Consider the following 16991-nt stretch of genomic DNA (forward strand, 5'->3'; position numbering starts at 1 on the left):
AGCGCCGGCCGTGGACCTTCTGCCGGACAACAAGGGCGGCGCGCGCAGGAGGCGGTCGGCCGAGGTCGGCACACCAGATATCCCCGGGACCGCTTCGCTGCCCTCCGAACCGGCCATCGCCCACCCCGCCGGTGTCCATGCCACCGCCCGCATCACAGCCGCCCACAACGGCCGAGCCACCACGCTTCCGCTCCTGCACAGCGACGGACCCTTCCATCTGCGCCGGCTGCGGCCCCGTGGAGAGCGGGCACGGGTCTGCGTACTGGGCGCGATGAGCGCACCCCTCGGCGGAGACAGACTCGCCCTCGACATCACCGCGCTGTCACGCGCCCGACTGGAGGTGACCGCCGCCGCCGCCACCATCGCCCTGCGGGGCTCCACCCCCGACCCTGCCACCTACGACGTACAGCTCACCGTCGGCGAACACGCGTCCCTGCACTGGCTGCCTCAGCCGCTGATCAGCACTCAAGGCAGCACCGTGCACCAGACCTACCGCGTAGAACTCGCCGGCACCTCCCAACTGCTCCTGCGCGAAGAACAGCTCCTCGGACGCACCGCCGAGCCGCCAGGCCACCTGTCCACCCGGCTGACCGTGCGACGCGACGGCCGACCGATCCTCGACCAGCACACCGCCTACGGTGCCCCGGCACCGGCCTGGGACTCGCCCGCCGTGCTGGGTAACCACCGCGCAATCGGGCAAATCCTCCTTGTCGACCCTGAGATGGATCCGCCTCCAGCGCCCGTCGTCCTCGGCGACCCGGTCCAGGGACACTGCGTTCTCGCACCGCTCGCCGACAGCCCGGCACTTCTCGCCACCGCCGTCGCAGCAACGCCTGAACAGCTGCGCCACCTTCTCGACGCGGCCCTGGCCCGCCTATCCGGCGTGAAGACGTAACCCACGGCGCCGCGAGGCGCGGGGGAAGGCCCGCACCACTTGGCGCATTGCCGGTAAGGAAATAGCTGGTGATCCGGCCCGGACCGCGTACAGGGCCGGCGCCGGTACCTGCGTCTCGGTCGCCGGGGTGCGCAGAATGCGCCGACCGGTCGCGGCCAGGCGTGGACGGTCACCTGGACGACGACGGCCTGGTGAGGCCGCAGCGATCGCTGACTTCAACGCCACCCACCCTGGCGATCGGCCGGGTTGTTGGGCTGCGGGCGTTCACGCCACTCGACCCGCCGTGGGCGGTCAGATCAACGTCCACCACCCCTTGGACCATCCCACTACGCATCCCTGACGGTCGGTGCCACAGCCGACCGGCTGCCTCTGCAGGAGTGACAGGTCTCGCCCCATGCCACCCGAACGCCACGCCGATCAGTCTTGGCCTGGTGCGGCGTCGTCGGATGCCGGGGTGAGGCCTGAACGCCGCGTCAGAGGGTGCTGGTCACCTCCATCGTGCGAATCGTTTCTGCGGTGAATGTCCGTGAGCCGTGCGGGTGATGAGGACCCGCCATGCCCTCCGGCGGACGTGAGAAACCCGTAGAACGCGAGGGTCGTTTCGTCGTTGCGAAGGATGTACGTAATGAGCCGAGGCTTGATCGTCGTGGATGTGCAGAACGACTTCTGCGAAGGGGGGAGTGTGCCCGTGTCGGGCGGCGCGCGGATCGCGACGGCGGTCGCCGAGCTCGTCGAGCAGAGCGCGGGTAGTGACTACCAGTACGTCGTTGCGACCCGGGATCACCACATCGACCCGGGAAGCCACTTCTCCGACACCCCCGACTTCCACGACAGCTTCCCCGTCCACTGCGTGGCGGGAGGCGAGGGAGGCGAGTTCCACCCCCACTTCGCCCCCGTCGTCGACGGCGGCAAGGTCGACGCGGTCTTCTTCAAGGGCGCCCACAGCGCCTCAAAGAGCGGCTTCGAAGGGGCCGACGAGCACGGCACACCCCTGGCCGACTGGCTGCGCGAACGCGGAGTGGAGGACGTCGACGTGGTGGGCATCGCCACCGACCACTGCGTCCGCGCGACCGCACTGGACGCCGTGAAGGCCGGCTTCCGCGCACGCGTGCTCCTGGACTACTGCGTCGGCGTCGCCCCCGACACCACAGCCACGACCCTGGAGGACTTCCAGCAGGCCGGCGTCGCTGTATCCGGTGCCGTCGCGCAGTAGGTCCCACAAGTAGTTCCGGGGCCACCGGGCCCGGGGGAAGACCCGTGAAGGTCATTCTCGGCAGCCGCGGACATTGCGGGCCCGGTGCGGCTGCCCTTCGATCGATCCTGTCCGCGAGGTCAGCTTCCCCCGTGCCTCAGGTGATACGCCATCGTGGGTCGCTCGCGCCGGCTCGCCCCCTACCGCAGTCTCAGGTGAGAGGCAGAGACCTGAGGGTGGCCATGGCCTGCTCGACGAGTGCGCGGATTTTCGCGTGGGACCGGTTTACGGCCTTCTGACCGGCGGAAAGGATTTCCCAGCGACCCCAGCCGGGGCTACGGATCGTGCCGCCGACGCCCCGATATGCCTTGTCCGCCCGGCACTCTACGCCGGTCTCGGCGAGGGCATCGACGATGCCATGTTCGCGAGCCGCGCGGACATCGTGGACGGCGCCGGGCCGGGCCGGTGAGGCCCACAGCAGTCGGCCGAAGGGATCCGTGAGGTCCTGGACGCTCATGCCGTGCTTCTGGTGTTTCCCAGAGTAGAAAGGCCGGTCGGCGGCAGTGCGGTCCATCGGCAGGAGCGTGCCGTCGGGGATCACGAACGCCTTCGTCGACGCGGTCCGTATCGCGTCGGTCAGAGTGGGCGCGAGGCCTCGGTGGCATACCGGTAGGCGGTCGTGACCCCGACGCCGAACCCGGCCGCGAGCTGGGCATGCGTGTGTCCCACCCTCAGGTGGGCGAGCGTGAGCAGGGCCTGCCGGCCGGCGCTCAGACGCCGCCAGGTGGGAGCCGATCGCGCGACAGCCGCAGACGGGTGGACAGGAAGCGTAGGGCAGAAGTGGACACGTCGACGCCCGACGGTAGACAAGCATATGAGCTCCTTGCCATCCGTGCACCGCGGACTCCTCGCCCGCTGTCCATTCCGTGACGGCGCCCAGGGCGCCCCGGCCCGTCGCGAGTACGAGAACCGCGTCGGCGCGAGTCTAAGCCTTGACAAAGGCGAGGATTTCGGGGTTCAGCTCATCTGGATGCACCGACAGCATCCCGTGCGGGTAACCCTCGTACGACTTAAGGGTGCCGTTCTTCAGCAGTTCGACCGACTTTGGTGCAGAGTCCTCATAGGGCACGATTTGATCGTCTGTGCCGTGCATGACGAGCACAGGGACCTCGATCTTCTTTAGATCTTCGGTGAAGTCGGTTTCGGAGAAAGCCTTGATGCACTCGTAATGGGCGTTAGCGGCGCCCATCATGCCCTGGGTCCACCAACGATCGATGAGGCCTTGGGACACCTCAGCGCCGGGCCTGTTGTAGCCGTAGAACGGCCCCGCTGGGATGTCAATATAGAACTGGGCGCGATTAGCGGAAAGGGCCGCACGTAGCTCATCAAACGCCTCGATGGGGGTGCCCTCGGGGTTGCTTTCCTTCTTGACCATTACTGGTGGCACGGCGTTGGCGATGACGGCCTTGGCTACACGGCCCGGCTTGGCCTGCGCTACGTAGTGGACGACCTCGCCCCCGCCGGTGGAGTGCCCGATGTGCACTGCCCCTTGGAGATCCAGGGCATCGGTCAGAACATTCAGATCGGTGACGTAGGTGTCCATCTCATGGCCTGACGACGGTTGACTGGAGCGGCCGTGACCGCGGCGATCGTGGGCGATGACGCGGTAACCCTTGGACAGAAAGTACAGGAGCTGATTGTCCCAGTCTTCGTAGCTAAGAGGCCAACCATGGTGGAAGAAAATCGGCTGTGAGTCGCGGGGACCCCAGTCAATGTAGAAGAGGGTAGTGCCATCAGGCGTTGTAACCGTGCTCATGTCTGCTTCCTTCGCGGAGTATTGCAACTGATGCACGCACGGATTCGGTCTGCTGCCAAGCAGGTCAGTTGCATGGGGACACTGCCATCTCAGGGCGCGGACTGCGATCCGGTCGACGCTTGCCACGGTACGCGTATATCAATTGCGGCGCATGTCGGGGGCGGACATGCGCCGTTACTCGACTTCTTTGCCGAGGGGGCGGGCGGCGTCTGTTCCGGAATCATGAGCTGGCGTAGTTTAATGTATTCATTTCCTGCGCGCCCAACCCGCATCGTTCTCTCGCCTCCGTGCTTGTTGTTTACGTTCAGTGTTCGATCACTTGCGTTGAGCGCTTACAACGGCTAACACAATGGGCGGATGGGTGCTGATAGCCGCGTCTGAGGCGGGATTTGGGCATTCGGTTCGATGTGGGAACGTTGCGTCTGAGGATGTTCGTGCCGACAGCGGTCGTCATCTACCGGCGACACGGCGTCATGACGGCTGGCGCGTGCTCCCGCTCTGCAAGGGCGTGTACTACGCACTCACCGCGTTATTCCTGACGATCGTTCCGCTTCCGTCCCCGTCGGTGGACGTCTGTGTCAAGTACCCTTCCTTCGCCCATCCCCAGTTCGCCAGGCCGATGGCGGCGTTGATGCCGGACATCTGGTAGCGCAGCCCGAAGCCTTGCAGCTGGTAGGTGGCCTGGTCGGGGGGCGCCGCAACCAGCGGCACCCCCCTTCCGCGTCACACCTCGTCCGCCGACCGTTGGGCGGCCTCCTCCCACGAGCACCGCCGTGGCCCCCGTCTGGGGCGAGCCTGCCGCGTGCGAAGGCGGTTACCTGCACCGCGAACGGGTGGGCACTCGCCTTGCCGCGGGCGTGGGGGCATCGCCAACGCCCACGGGTGGATCACTCGGGTGGGTCGGCGCGTATTCGGAGTTGCTGCCAGCAGTGGTGGACGTGCGCGAGACCGACCGGCTTGCAGGCGATCTTCGACGCCTTCACCCGGCTCACCCCTTCCGGCGGCAGGCCAGCCACATCACGACGGCCACACCCGCTGCCGCAAGCAGCACCTTGCGGTTATCCCGCGCCAGCTGCGCCCCCTGGGCGGTTTTCGCCCGCACCGGCTCGGGTGCCTTCTCCTGCCACAGCTGACCGGCCTGGGCGGCCCTGTCCTTGACTGGATCGGGCAGCCGGTCCTGTGCCTGGTGGGCCAGGTCGGCGGCCTTCGCCTTCAGTTCCCTGGCCTTTACCGCGGCTTGTTTCCTCAGCTCGTCGGCCTTCGCAGCAGCCTGCTCCTTGGCCTCGGCGGCCTTCTCCTGGGCACGCGCCTTGACGTCGGTCTTCGCTGCGAGCGCCTCGACCGTCTCTCCGAGCTCGGTCCGGGTCTGCTCGACCTGCTCGAGCAGTTCTTCGGGGCTGGAGGCGGTGGGTTCGTCGTGAGGCGGCTGGGTCATCGGTGTGCGCTCTCCTTGATCTCGGCCACGTCGGCCTTCACGTTCTCGACCGTCTGCTCGGGCGTGGGCGGCGCGGCCTGGTCGACCTGCTTCTTTCCACTCATGGCCATCACTGCGGCGATCACGCCCAGCACCGCTGTGACGATCAGCCCAGCTGCCCACACCGGCAGCGCCACCGCCAGCGCGGCGATCACGGTGGCGACCAGCGCCTGCGCCATCAGGAAGCCGACCACGCCGGCGCCGCCGAACAGGCCGCCGCCCTTGCCGTAGCGCTTGCCCTTCTCCTTCATCTCCGCCTGCGCCAGGCGCAGTTCGCCGCGCACCAGTTCGGTCAGCTGCTGCGAGGCCCGCTGCACCAGCTCGCCCACTGGCTCCTGGCCCAAGCGGCCCGCACTCTGGCCGGATTCGGCATGGTGCGGTTGCGTGCTCGACAAGGCGGCCACCTCCTGTCCCTCTGAGCTTCTGCCGGCCGGACTGCGTCATGCGCCCGGCCATCCGATGAGGGCGCGAGTACCCCGATCAGGCGAGTTCAGGACGGGCGTACGGTCCCCATGTTTGCCCGCTTCAGCCTGTCTCCCGGCTCTCCCCGAACCTGCTGGGTGAGCTGTCCCGGGACGTTGGTGACACGCGTGCGGGGTGCTTGAACAGGTGAGGGCCTTCTGGGTTCGGTGTGGATCACGACGTCTACGCCCGACCGCAGGAGGCCCTCGTGTCCCACCGGGAGGCCCCGCTGCCTCCGACCGGCAGGCTGCGTCTGGCCCGGTGTGTCGTCGATGACGGCTGGCCGTTGCGGCGGGGCCGCGGAACCTCTGCATGGCCGGGCTCGCCCCAGCTCCAGGGACTCCGGGCGCATCAGCGGCAACCGGCACCGGCCCAAGTGCTACCACCGTGCCCTGCAACGGGTCTTCTGGTACCCCGCCCTCAGCAGCGTCCGATGGTGTGACGAATCCGGCCGCTTCTACCAGCGCGAACGAACCGAGGGCAAACGGCACACGCAGGTCGTCCTTGCTGTCGCCCAGCGACGCGTCAACGTCTTGTGGGCCATGCTTCGCGACAACCGCTGCTACCAAGGCTCCCGCCGACCGTCAGCGCAGATTGACACCGTCATGGGGAAGCCACCTGATCGTCCCGGCGGCGCGCACCGACTCCAGGAGACGAAAATCGCGATCCCACGTTTGTATGAGCGCGGCCGGTACAGACGAGGAGCTAACACAGTCTTTATACAGCGAGACGGAGACACATCATGGGCATCATCGCGTGGATCATCATCGGCCTGCTCGCCGGCGCCATCGCCAAGGCCATCATGCCGGGCAAGGACCCCGGCGGCATCATCATCACCATGCTCATCGGCATCGCCGGTGGCCTGCTCGGCGGCTGGCTCGGCAAGGTGATCTTCGGCGTCGACTCCGTCGACGGGTTCTTCGAACTTTCCACCTGGATCGCCGCGATCGTCGGCTCCCTCATCCTGCTCGCTGTGTACCGCCTCATCGCCGGCAACCGCCACACGCACCGACACGCGTGATCCACTGACGCGGCACGTGGTCGAGCGTCTCTGGATGGCTCCCCCGGATCCGCAGGGGGAGCCATCGCCGTGTACGAGCCGGCCGCGCGACAGGACGCCCGGGGAGGGACGCAGCAGTACGGCCGACCCACGGGCGCGGGCAGGGCTGCCGCTTCCCGCACACGGGCCCTTCCGGCGGTCCGGATTCGCGATGGTTCCGACGGCCACGCTGTTCCACGGACCCAGACGGTGAGCCGTCCGCGTCTTGCCCGGCGGGTAGGAGTGGGCTCGCTGCCCATCGGTGGAACGCTGGTCGTATGAGCAAGACAGCGCTGATCGTCATCGACATGATCAACACCTACGACCACAAGGACGCCGACCAGCTGATCCGCTCGGCAGAACCGGTCGTACCGGTCCTGACCGATCTACTGCGGCGCGCACGTGGTCGCGGGGTACCGGTCATCTACGTCAATGACAACTTCGGAGAATGGCGTTCACATCACGGCGAGTTGCTTGAGCGGGCTCTGGCCACTCCGCATGCCCATCTCGTCGAGCCTTTGAAGCCCGATGCGGACTCGCTCTTCGTGCTCAAGGCCCGCCACTCGATCTTCTTCGAGACACCGCTGCATTACCTGTTGCAGCAGCAGGGTGTCGACCGGCTGGTGCTCGCCGGGCAGGTGACCGAACAGTGCGTTCTGTACTCCGCCCTGGATGCTCACATCCGGCACTTCGAAGTCATCGTTCCGCACGACGCCGTCGCGCACATTCACGAGGATCTCGCTCAGGCGGCACTGCGGATGATGGAGCGCAACATGGGTGCGCGCGTGTGCGGAAGCCAGGAACTCTGGACGTGAAACCAAGGTGCCGGCACTGATTGCCTGGTCCTCACCGCCCTGGACGCCGCCGCAGAGCCACGGACAGGGTGACCGCCGAGAGCAGCAGGGCCAGAAACGCGCCGACGGCCGCGATCCACCGGCGGTTTGTCCCCCACCTTTGCAGGCGGTGAACGCGATGCCCGCCCCCAGCACCGCGGCGGCGGCCGAAACCCTGCGGAACTGCGGGACGCGCATGAGCTTCCCCCTGGTCTGGACGCGTGACCCGACGCGCGGGCTGCATGTCAGCTGAACGGAGGACCGGCGGGCGGGTTGCGACGGGGCGCCAGGGAGACCAAGGGTAAGGGGAACTCCCCGGACCAGCAGGCGTTCACCACGGTCGGCGACCTGCTCGATGAGCAGCTCGTACCGGCAAAGCTGAACGCGGCGCTGTACCGGGCCGCGGCCAAGATCCCCGGCGTCGTGGTGGTGGAGCATGTGAAGGACGCCACGGGACGCGAGGGCATCGCCCTGGCCCACGTCGACCAGCAGAGCGGCGATCGCACCGAGTGGATCTTCCGACCGCAGGACATATGCCTATCTCGGCAGCCGCGCTGTGAAGGTCAAGAGGCCAACGGCATCAAGCCCGGCACGGTCCTCGAGAACACCGCCGTGCTGGAGCGGGCCGTCGTCGATGCCCAGAAGCAGCGCCCCGGCGGAAGGTACCGATGCGTGAGGACGCGGTCGCCCCACTAGCGATGATGCCGCATGAGGTTGGTGCCGCGTCAGCGTCGGGAGGCAGCACGGCGGCGGACGGTGTCCTACCTTGGTGGCCCTCGACCGCGCGCCGAGCTCCAACGCCCAGCGTACGTTCCGGCTGATGACCGAACTGGGCGCGGCAACCTGCTCCAGGCCGCAACACAGGCCGCGCGCCGGGGACGGCGCGTCAATTCGCCGAGACGGTGCTCCGCACCCGCGGCATGACCGATCATGGTCGGCATGTCACTCATAGCATCCGTCGTGGTGTGGGCCATCGCCTGCCTGCATGCCTACATCCTCGTCCTGGAGATGTTCCTCTGGACCGGCCCGAGAGCGCGGGCGGCCTTCGGGACCAGTGTCGAGTTCGCCTCCCGAACGAAGGCGCTCGCGGCCAACCAGGGCCTGTACAACGGCTTCCTCGCCGCCGGCCTGGCGTGGGGCGCGGTGGCCTCCGACCCGGTGGGTTTCCAGGTGAAGGTGTTCTTCCTGGTGTGCGTCGCGGTGGCGGGCCTGTACGGGGCCGCCACCTCCAGCCGGCGGATCCTGTACGTCCAGACGCTCCCGGCGGCCGTGGGCCTCACGCTCGTGTTCCTGGCCCACTGACCGACGCCCTGTGGCGGAACCCGGGCCGGCGCTCCCGGATCCGCCAGCCACGGTCCCCCCTCATCGTCCAAGTCCACCTGGTAGTAGCCGCCGTATCCGCGCGGCACCCTCCGAGCAGGCCCGGCGCAGGAGCGGGACGAGGGCCTCGGCCATGGCGATGCAGCGCGAGTCCGGCCGTCGCCCACAGCGGCACCTGATCCGTTCGGCGCGGCAGGCCGGCCGACAGCGAAGGGGTACATGTCCGCCGACGATTCGCTCGGCAAGGTTCGCGGGCCGACGCCTTGACGCTGAGCAGCAGGCGAGCTGAGCGATCAGCCCGCCTGCTGCTGTCATCGGCTGGCGCCCTCGGGCCACAGCACGCGCACTGGGACGCCGGTCCGTTCGGCGTACGCCACCACGTCCGCGGTGCCTCCGTATCCCCGCGCTGGTTTCCCGTCCCATACGGCGATCAGCTCATCCACCAGGCCGACGAGGATCTCGGATCCCACCTGATGGGCTTCAGAGGTCGACTCGGTGATGCCGGTGTGGTGAACGTCGGCCGCGCGGGAGATGAGCCGGTCGTAGACGGGGTGGTGCCAGTCGGGCAGGCCCTGGCGGTACGCGGTAGCGGGGATGACGACCTCAAGGCGGCCGCCGTGCTGCAGGACGGTTGACGCGAACCAGGAGTCAGGGCCGTCGGCGATGCACGAGACGCCAACGAGTTCGGCCGGGTCGTACGCCTTGACCCGGTCGGCCAGGAGAGCCCGCACTTGCTCCTCGACCCGCGTGCTCAGTCCGCGGTGCCCGGTGATCCCCACCCTCATGCCGTGGTCATCCTTCCTGCAAGGAGACGCCGTGCAGGCGCTCGTCGAAGTCTCGCACCACCTTGGGCGGGGAAGCGCTGGTCAGGCTGCGCCGCACCGCACGGGCGCGTTTCACGATCCGCCCGGACCGGTACTGAAGGCCGGCCTCGAGCGTGCGGGAGGCGAGGGCGAATGCTGCCCCCAGCCGCCCGCCGGCGTCATGGCCCGCCTTCGCGTTCCTCGACTGCGAGGACGGCCCCGCACCAGGCCGGAGGTGGCCCGTGGCCCTGGCCGATAAGGCGTACTCCTCGCGCGCGATCCGCGAGCATCTGCGCAAGCGCGGGACCCGGGCGGTCATCCCCGTTCCGGCCGACCAACGCGGCCACCGCCTGCGGCGGGGAAGCCGGGGCGGCAGGCCACCCGCTTTCGATCGCGAGGCAGGCCGGTCGGCCTTCTCAGCCCTTGGCCACCAGCTCCAGCACGTCGCGGGCGTGGGCGAGGGAACCGTCGACGGTCGCCACGTCGTACATGGAGTCGACCATGAAGTGGTCGATCCCCGTGCGCTCATGGATCCTCTTGATCGTGTCGGCGACGTCCGTCGTCGGGGTGCCCGCGTCGATGTTGACCCGCAGGACGGTGTCGATCTTCTCCGGATCGCGTCCGGCCTCCGTCGCCAGACGGTCCAGCAGAGCGCGCTGGGCGGCGAGACCGTCGATGTCGACATAGCTGGGCACGACGCAGAGCGGAAGCCAGCCGTCGGCGCGGCGGGCGACACGCCTCAACGCCCGTTCGGACAGCGCTCCCAGGTAGAACGGCGGGCGGGGCTTGCGGGCCGGCTTCAGGGGAGAGTGGTGGGCCGGAATGCTCAGCGAGGTCCCCTCGTAAGCGGCCGGATCGGTGGTCCAGATCGCTTCCAGGGCATCGAGGAGCTCTTCCATACGCGCGCCCCGTCGCGTGAAGTCGACGCCGGCCGCTTGGTATTCCTCGGGCGACCAGCCGATACCGAAGCCCGGCAGCAGTCGGCCCCCGCTGACGAGGTCGATCGTGGTCAGGGCCCTGGCCAGCTGGACGGGCGGGTACAGCGGCGCGATGAGCACGTGCGAGCCCAGCAAAACCCGCCGGGTGGCACCGGCCGCGATGCCCAGCAGGACGAACGGGTCGGCGGCGGCGTTGAGTTCGGCCGGGATGGTCCTGCCCTGGCCGCCGTAGCCGACGATCGGGTCGACGGCCGCCAGATTGCGGTCGCCCACCCACAGGCTCGCGGCACCGGCCTTCTCCGCCTCGCCCGCGAATTCGGCGGTACGTGCCACTCCTTCTGCCTGCAGGTGGAACTGCGGCAGTGCGAAACCTACGTGCATGTCTCTTCTCCAGATGGTTCGGGCCGGCCTGTCGGCGTCGGCCCTTGCGTGCCATGTCCGATGGGAGGGGCGGGCGCCGGGGCGGAGCACGTGCCGGGAAAACCGAACGGAGGCCGGGGCTCCGCCCGTGACCACAGCGCGACAAGGCGGACACCAAACCACGGATAGGGGGGCGGTCAGGAGGAACGTGGCGGAGCTGTCGATCAGGAGCACAGCCGTGTGCTTGCCGCCCAAAGTGGCCCGAGAGCCGAGCGGCGCAGATCGACATGCTGCTTCCTTCGTGATCCTTCATGGGCGTTCACTGCTGAGGGCAGGAACAGTTGCCGCGAGGCGTACCGGGGCACCCGGGCACCCTGAACCGGATCTTCACTTTATAGGAGCGGGAAGAACGTCCCTATCGCTCACGTACGGGTCACACAGCCCGCCAACACCCGAAGGTTTGCACTGGTGGCGGCGTCATGGCTGGATAGAAGGCGATCCGACGATCGGCGTCGAGCGGCGGCCGGTACCGCCCGATCGCACCAAGGCCCTCGCCCCGACCACGACCACCCCGGCCCGCGGCCCGACCGGCGTTGCGCCGAACTGGTCGACGGCACACTGGGCGGCCTGCTGCTCGACATCACCGGCTGGACGCAGGACGAGGTCGACACCGGCGTCGCGCCGGCCACCGAGCTGGGGCAGTTCGGCGCCGGCGGCCGGGCCCTGTACGACCCGCGCCCTGGCGAGCCGGACCGCTGGGACTGGACCGGCGACACTGCCTGACCGTCCCGGGCGGACCCGCCCACCAACCCGGCCTAGGGGACGCTGGGAGGCGTGACCAGTGCGCTGATCGTCGTGCACCGGCCGCCTTCCCCTGGTCGGCTTGCTGCTGCGTGTCCAAGCCGACGAGCAGGCTCTCAGCCGTCGTTACCCCACTCGAGGTCGAGCGCTCGCTTCCAGGCGGCGATCATGTCCTGGAGGACGCTGTCCATCTCAGCCAGGTAGGCGCGGTCCGACGTGGTGGCGGGGAGCGTCTGGCCGCTGTTGACGAACTGCTGACGCATTTCCTCCAAGACCACCGGGACTTCGTCGTTGGGGTGGCCCGGTTGTGTCGTCCTCCTCCTAGGCCGGCTCGGTCGTCGCCGGGTTCGTCGTTGTCCAGGCGGTGCGGGCGCGGTGCAGGTGGACCATCACCACCGACGAGACGACGCCGAGCGCCAGGAACGTGGCGTGCGGGCCCGCAACATGGTCGAGCGGGGGGATCACAACTGGGGACAGCAGCGCGGCCGATCCGCTCAGCAGCCACATCAGGCCCGAGGCCCGCCCCATGACGGCCTGCGGCAGGTAGCGCACCCGCAGCATCACCACGGCGGCCAGCAGCGCTCCCTGGGCGACCGCTCCGAGGACCAGGGCGGTGAGGAACAGCGGCCACACCGGCACCGCCAGCAGGCCCAGGGAAGCGGCGCGGGCGGCGAGGGCCACGGGCAACAGAGTTCTGGGGCGCAGTCGTTCGCGCTGCGAGACGAGCAGGTTGCCGGTCAGCAGGCTCAGGTTGACGGTGGCGACGACCCAGCCGGCCTGTTGCCCGGACAGCCGCCAGGAGTGGCGCAGTTCGAAGAGGACCAGGGACGTCAGGCCGGTGCCGCAGACGGCTTCCAGCACCATCTGCAGGACGAGGGTGACGGCGATGCGCCGGTCGGCGGTGATGTCGTGCCAGACCTTGCGCAGGCGCGCCGGTTGCTGGCGCCGGGCGCCCGCGGCGGTGCGGCGCGGCGGGCGCACGCCCACCGCCCACACCGCCAGCGGTGCGAAGAACGTCGGCAGGTTCAGCCACAGCACGCCCAGGTAGCCAAGCAGGGGCAGGGTCGCGGCGACCAGGACCGGCCCTGCGAGGGTGGTGGCGAGGAACAGGCTGTTGAGGGTGCCGCGGGCCCGCGCCGGGCAGCGCGGGAACATCACGGGTACGTCCGTCATCCAGCCGGTCCGGTAGGCGACCCCGCCGGCCGCCACGACCAGGGCGCACACGAACAGCGTCCAGGTCTGCGGATGGCCCTGCCACAGCAGCAGGTTCATCGCCAGGGCCGCCGAGGCCTGCGCCAGCAGCCCGTACAGGACGAGGCCGGACGTGCCGCGCCGGTCGGCCACCGAGCCGAACCAGGGGGCCAGGAGCATGCTCATCGGCACGGCGGCGGCCAGCCACGCCATCACCGACAGCGAGCCGGTCAGCCGGTACGCCAGCAGCGGCAGCGCGGTCGCGTACAGGGCCTCGCCGACGTTGTTGACGGCGTTCCCGGCGGCGAAGACGAGGAAGCGGCGCTCGGTGAACGGGGAGGGCTCCACCACCTCGTCGCCGCGGGCGGTGCCGTGCCCGGCGCGCACCCGGCCGGCCGTGGTCACGGCCGGGCCGCGCCGGCCGCGGCGGGGAAGGGACGGGTACCGGAGGAACGCGGCAGCCACAGGTCGCGCAGTACGGTCAGCACCGGACCCTCACCGCTGCGGTCCAGCCGGTACAGGCGCAGGTAGCCGCCCCGGCCGCCGACCACAACGTACGCCCGGCCGTCGTCGCCACGCAGCGCTGTCATCCCCTTGGGGAAGTCGGGCAGGTCCTCGTGCAGGGCGAGCAGTTCGCCGCTGTCGTGGTCGTAGGCGGCGATCTGCATGCCGTAGGTGACCACACACAGCGTGCCGTCGATCAGGGCGCAGTTCTCGGCCGTGTTGTCGAGCAGTTCCACGAACTGCCGCCGCGGCTTGTCCTCGCCGACGACCAGCTCCTTGACGCCGCCGCCCCCGGTGACGCGCAGTTGGTCGCCGTCGACCAGCAGCCGCTTGGGGTAGCTGTCCAGCTCCGTCTCCCAGGAGACGCGGCCGGTCTCGTCGTAGGCCGCGAGTCGGCCGGTACGGCAACCCAGCACCCGTCGCCCGTCCGGCAGATAGGCCGACGCCCACGCGCTCGCGGGCAGCCCGTCGATGTGCAGCAGCTGCCGGCCGGTGGCCGCGTCGAACTCGTATCCGCCGGCGTTGCAGGCCACCAGGACGCGGCTGTGGTCCGGCGAGACCGAGACGGTGTGGACGATGCCGGGCAGGCGCTCCTCCCACACGGTGGTGCCGTCGGGGTGGAACCGGCGCACCGTGTCGGGCCAGAAGATCGCCACCCGGTCGTCGCCGCACGGCTCGGCCCGGCGGGCGAAGCCCGGCGCACCGTGATACTCCTCGACCAGGTCCAGCCGGGCGTGCTCGCCGCGGGCGTCGAGGCGCACCACGGCGGTTCCGTCGTCGGTGGCGGCCAGGACGGTGGTCGCGCCGCCGGGCAGCGGGCGCAGGTCCCACACGCACTGGCGGGTGTGATCGAGCCGGTGCAGCACCTCGCCCTCCGGGGACAACGCCGTGATCTCGCCGTCCTGGGTGAGGGTGTAGACGCGCCCCTCCTCGTCGATGGTGACGTCGATGATCTGGTGGCTGAAGCCGGTGACCCGCTTGCGGACGGTCAGTTCGGGGGTGGTGTTGTCGAACAGGAGCAGTTCCCCGTCGAAGCCGCCGATGTAGGCGGTGGTGAAGTCCGGGGAGAAGACGAGTCCTTCGACGTCGTTGCGGGCGAAGTGCATGCGCTGGTCGATCGTGCCGTCCAGCCCGATGGTCACCACGCCGTTGGAGACGTTGCGGGTGTCGCCGATGCCGGCGTCGCCGATGGCCCAGAAGCGGTGGTGCCGGGCGTCGTAGACGACGCGGTGCACGTTGGAGGTGTCGATGCGCACCGTGGTGGGGAACGACCACTCCTCCAGCGAGCCGAGGTGCACGCACCCGTGCCGGTCGGCGACGGCGTGCACGCCCGGGGCGTCGGTGCAGAACCATTCGAGCATGTCGTAGCCGTGCGGCCAGGGGACGATGCGCTCGACGGCGAAGGTCTCGACGTCCAGTACGACGACCTGGAAGTACCCGTTGTCCACGTACGCCTTGCCGTTCCACACGCCGATGCCGCGCAGCATCGTGGGAGAGGGCTGTTCGCCCTCCAGCAGCAGGGAGTGGTCGGCGGTGGTGCGGGCGTCCAGGCGGTCGGTCAGGCGCAGCGTGTCGGCGTGCCAGCGGCAGATGGTGCCGGTCTTGTCGCGGGTGATGATCCAGTCGCCGGCGAGGGCGACGCCGTACACCGGGCAGCCGGCCGGATCCTGCGCCACGGCGGGCAGACCGGACGACCGGCGCAGGGTCAGGTCGTGGTCGAGGCGGTGCAGGCCACCGCGGACGTCACAGGCCAAGAGCCCGCGACCGGGCAGGCTGACGATCCGTGTGATCCGTTCGGGGATCTCGGGGATCTCCATGGTGAGACTCCACTCTCGTCGGACGGGTTGAAGCGGCAACAAAAGTGCGCAGGGTGAATGAGAAGAAAAAAGGGGAGGGTACGGCGTGCAGTACGACACGCGGGCCGCGGCATGTGCCGTGCGGACGTGGACGTGCCCCCCGGGGCTGGGGTGACCCGGCCCCAGGGGGCGATTCCTCACTGCGCTACAGGGTGAGGACGCATCAGATGGCGGGGCGGGTCACGCGGCGGACGAGCTTGGTCATGGGACTGCACCTCCTTCGCATTGCTGTCTGGTGGGAAGGGAACTGACAGGGTGCGTCAGATGGCGGGGCGGGTCACGCGGCGGACGAGGTTCGTCATGGGACTGCACCTCCTTCGCATTGCTGTCTGGTGGGAAGGGAACTGACAGGGCGCGTCAGATGGCGGGGCGGGTCACGCGGCGGACGAGCTTGGTCATGGGACTGCACCTCCTTCGCATTGCTGTCTGGTGGGAAGGGAACTGACAGGGCGCGTCAGATGGCGGGGCGGGTCACGCGGCGGACGAGGTTCGTCATGAGGGGCACCCCCTTTCAGGAGTCCGGGCTCCACATGGCGTGGTGCCGAAGCGAAGTGCCGTCCATGGCCGGACGGGCGTTCCTGCCGCCGACGCGTACCTTGTGGGCACCACGCACGGGGCAAGTCTGTGAGGGACGCGGCGCGTCACGGCGCCGCGCCGGAGCAGGCCTGTCTCAGGCGACGGCCGCGGGGCGCAGGCCACCGTCACCGGTTGCCGGGCGGATCACCTCGGCGCCGGCCGCGCCGCGCCTTGCCGCCCATACGGCGTCGGCCAGTTCCTCCAGCAGGGCGAGCACCGAGGAATCGGTGAACCCCTGATCCGTGCGCGGCAGGGCTTCCGCGTCGCCGAGCGCGAGGGGACGGTGGTCGATGAGGACCGCTCCGGAGCGTTCGAGGTTGACCCGCAGTCCCGGCTGGGCGTCCGCCGCACCGCGGGGCCCGGGCGATGCGCTCATCAGCGCGGTCGGCAATCCGGTCAGGGCGCTGTCGCCCCAGGGACGGGAGAGCCAGTCCAGGGCGTTCTTCAGGACGCCCGGAGCGCCTCCGTTGTAGGACGGGGTGCTGATGACCAGGGCGTCCGCCGATCCGAGCAGCCGCCGCGCCTTGGCCACCGCGGCCGGGCCGTCGGCCGCGTCGAGGTCCTGGTCGTAGTACGGCAGCGTCCGCAGATCCAGCAGCGGAGTGTGCACCTGCGCGTCCCGCCGCGCCAGCAGTCGGCCGATCGTCGCGACGGCGGTGCTGTTCACCGAGCCGCGCCGCAGACTGCCCGACATCAGTACGATCCTGGTCACCCCGGTCTCCCTGTCGTTCGGACGGTTCCCCTTCGGGACCGCCTTCCGATGACTTGAGAGTGTCGGAGCGGGTTCCCGACGCGATACCGATCCGTTACCGGGCGCGGGGGACAGGGGGAGAAAGGCCGTGGGCGGCGGCTCAGTCGCTCGTGCGGTCGTTCATGAACCAGTGGGTGTCGAAGGAGTGGGCCATCGTGAACGGGTGGTGCCGGTCGGTCA

17 protein-coding genes and 2 pseudogenes are annotated in these 16991 nt (G+C 69.3%); 8 read left to right on the forward strand and 11 right to left on the reverse strand.

Annotated features, from left to right (window positions below):
* Positions 1-79 precede the first annotated feature (79 nt).
* Positions 80-895: an urease accessory protein UreD gene (locus ACGFRF_RS27865; RefSeq protein ID WP_393744664.1), complete on the forward strand. Its 816-nt coding sequence runs from the start codon at positions 80-82 to the stop codon at positions 893-895.
* Between the two features lie 625 nt (positions 896-1520).
* Positions 1521-2108, forward strand: coding sequence for an isochorismatase family protein (locus tag ACGFRF_RS27870; RefSeq protein ID WP_393744475.1), 588 nt, complete (start codon positions 1521-1523; stop codon positions 2106-2108).
* Between the two features lie 205 nt (positions 2109-2313).
* Here ACGFRF_RS27870 and ACGFRF_RS27875 read toward each other — a convergent pair.
* From ACGFRF_RS27875 to ACGFRF_RS27895, 5 genes and pseudogenes are all read right to left on the reverse strand, one after another.
* Positions 2314-2977 (reverse strand): annotated as a pseudogene (locus ACGFRF_RS27875) (transposase family protein); the annotation flags it as partial.
* 95 nt (positions 2978-3072) lie between these two features.
* Positions 3073-3903 (reverse strand): alpha/beta fold hydrolase, encoded by an 831-nt coding sequence (locus ACGFRF_RS27880; RefSeq protein WP_393744477.1) that lies wholly within the window; start codon positions 3901-3903, stop codon positions 3073-3075.
* Positions 3904-4416: 513 nt separating this feature from the next.
* Complete coding sequence (locus tag ACGFRF_RS27885) at positions 4417-4614, reverse strand: hypothetical protein (protein ID WP_393744479.1); 198 nt, start codon at positions 4612-4614, stop codon at positions 4417-4419.
* 277 nt (positions 4615-4891) lie between these two features.
* Positions 4892-5338 (reverse strand): DUF3618 domain-containing protein, encoded by a 447-nt coding sequence (locus ACGFRF_RS27890; RefSeq protein WP_393744481.1) that lies wholly within the window; start codon positions 5336-5338, stop codon positions 4892-4894.
* Positions 5335-5706, reverse strand: coding sequence for a phage holin family protein (locus tag ACGFRF_RS27895; protein ID WP_393744665.1), 372 nt, complete (start codon positions 5704-5706; stop codon positions 5335-5337). The genes ACGFRF_RS27890 and ACGFRF_RS27895 overlap by 4 nt, the downstream gene beginning before the upstream one ends.
* 875 nt (positions 5707-6581) lie before the next feature.
* Here ACGFRF_RS27895 and ACGFRF_RS27900 point away from each other — a divergent pair.
* The 4 genes from ACGFRF_RS27900 to ACGFRF_RS27915 all read left to right on the forward strand — a co-directional run bounded on the left by ACGFRF_RS27900 (position 6582) and on the right by ACGFRF_RS27915 (position 9013).
* Complete coding sequence (locus ACGFRF_RS27900; protein ID WP_393744483.1) at positions 6582-6860, forward strand: GlsB/YeaQ/YmgE family stress response membrane protein; 279 nt, start codon at positions 6582-6584, stop codon at positions 6858-6860.
* Positions 6861-7156: 296 nt separating this feature from the next.
* Entirely contained in the window at positions 7157-7693 is a 537-nt protein-coding gene (locus ACGFRF_RS27905; protein WP_393744485.1) for a cysteine hydrolase family protein, read from the forward strand.
* A 291-nt stretch (positions 7694-7984) separates the two neighbouring features.
* Entirely contained in the window at positions 7985-8407 is a 423-nt protein-coding gene (locus ACGFRF_RS27910) for a CU044_5270 family protein (protein ID WP_393744487.1), read from the forward strand.
* Positions 8408-8650: 243 nt separating this feature from the next.
* Positions 8651-9013: a DUF1304 domain-containing protein gene (locus ACGFRF_RS27915; protein ID WP_393744489.1), complete on the forward strand. Its 363-nt coding sequence runs from the start codon at positions 8651-8653 to the stop codon at positions 9011-9013.
* Between the two features lie 329 nt (positions 9014-9342).
* On the opposite strand, the gene ACGFRF_RS27920 is transcribed toward ACGFRF_RS27915, so the two are convergent.
* Complete coding sequence (locus ACGFRF_RS27920; RefSeq protein WP_393744491.1) at positions 9343-9816, reverse strand: hypothetical protein; 474 nt, start codon at positions 9814-9816, stop codon at positions 9343-9345.
* Between the two features lie 196 nt (positions 9817-10012).
* Between ACGFRF_RS27920 and ACGFRF_RS27925 the strand changes: the two are divergent.
* Positions 10013-10235: pseudogene (locus ACGFRF_RS27925) on the forward strand (IS5/IS1182 family transposase); the annotation flags it as partial.
* A 15-nt stretch (positions 10236-10250) separates the two neighbouring features.
* Here ACGFRF_RS27925 and ACGFRF_RS27930 read toward each other — a convergent pair.
* On the reverse strand, positions 10251-11153 hold the full coding sequence (locus ACGFRF_RS27930) for a TIGR03619 family F420-dependent LLM class oxidoreductase (RefSeq protein WP_393744493.1): 903 nt from the start codon (positions 11151-11153) through the stop codon (positions 10251-10253).
* 447 nt (positions 11154-11600) lie between these two features.
* Here ACGFRF_RS27930 and ACGFRF_RS27935 point away from each other — a divergent pair, with 447 nt between their 5' ends.
* Positions 11601-11915: a hypothetical protein gene (locus ACGFRF_RS27935; RefSeq protein WP_393744495.1), complete on the forward strand. Its 315-nt coding sequence runs from the start codon at positions 11601-11603 to the stop codon at positions 11913-11915.
* 134 nt (positions 11916-12049) lie between these two features.
* On the opposite strand, the gene ACGFRF_RS27940 is transcribed toward ACGFRF_RS27935, so the two are convergent.
* From ACGFRF_RS27940 to ACGFRF_RS27955, 4 genes are all read right to left on the reverse strand, one after another.
* The gene (locus ACGFRF_RS27940) at positions 12050-12196 is read right to left on the reverse strand and encodes a hypothetical protein (RefSeq protein WP_393744497.1); all 147 of its coding nucleotides are present in this window, start codon (positions 12194-12196) and stop codon (positions 12050-12052) included.
* 58 nt (positions 12197-12254) lie between these two features.
* Positions 12255-13529, reverse strand: a complete 1275-nt coding sequence (locus ACGFRF_RS27945) for an MFS transporter (RefSeq protein ID WP_393744499.1) — start codon at positions 13527-13529, stop codon at positions 12255-12257.
* Positions 13526-15445: a PQQ-binding-like beta-propeller repeat protein gene (locus ACGFRF_RS27950; RefSeq protein ID WP_393744501.1), complete on the reverse strand. Its 1920-nt coding sequence runs from the start codon at positions 15443-15445 to the stop codon at positions 13526-13528. Before ACGFRF_RS27950 ends, ACGFRF_RS27945 begins: the two co-directional genes overlap by 4 nt.
* Before the next feature lie 709 nt (positions 15446-16154).
* Positions 16155-16772 (reverse strand): NADPH-dependent FMN reductase, encoded by a 618-nt coding sequence (locus ACGFRF_RS27955; protein ID WP_393744503.1) that lies wholly within the window; start codon positions 16770-16772, stop codon positions 16155-16157.
* Positions 16773-16991 lie beyond the last annotated feature (219 nt).

Source organism: Streptomyces sp. NPDC048521 (assembly GCF_043199855.1).
Taxonomy (GTDB): Bacteria; Actinomycetota; Actinomycetes; order Streptomycetales; family Streptomycetaceae; genus Streptomyces.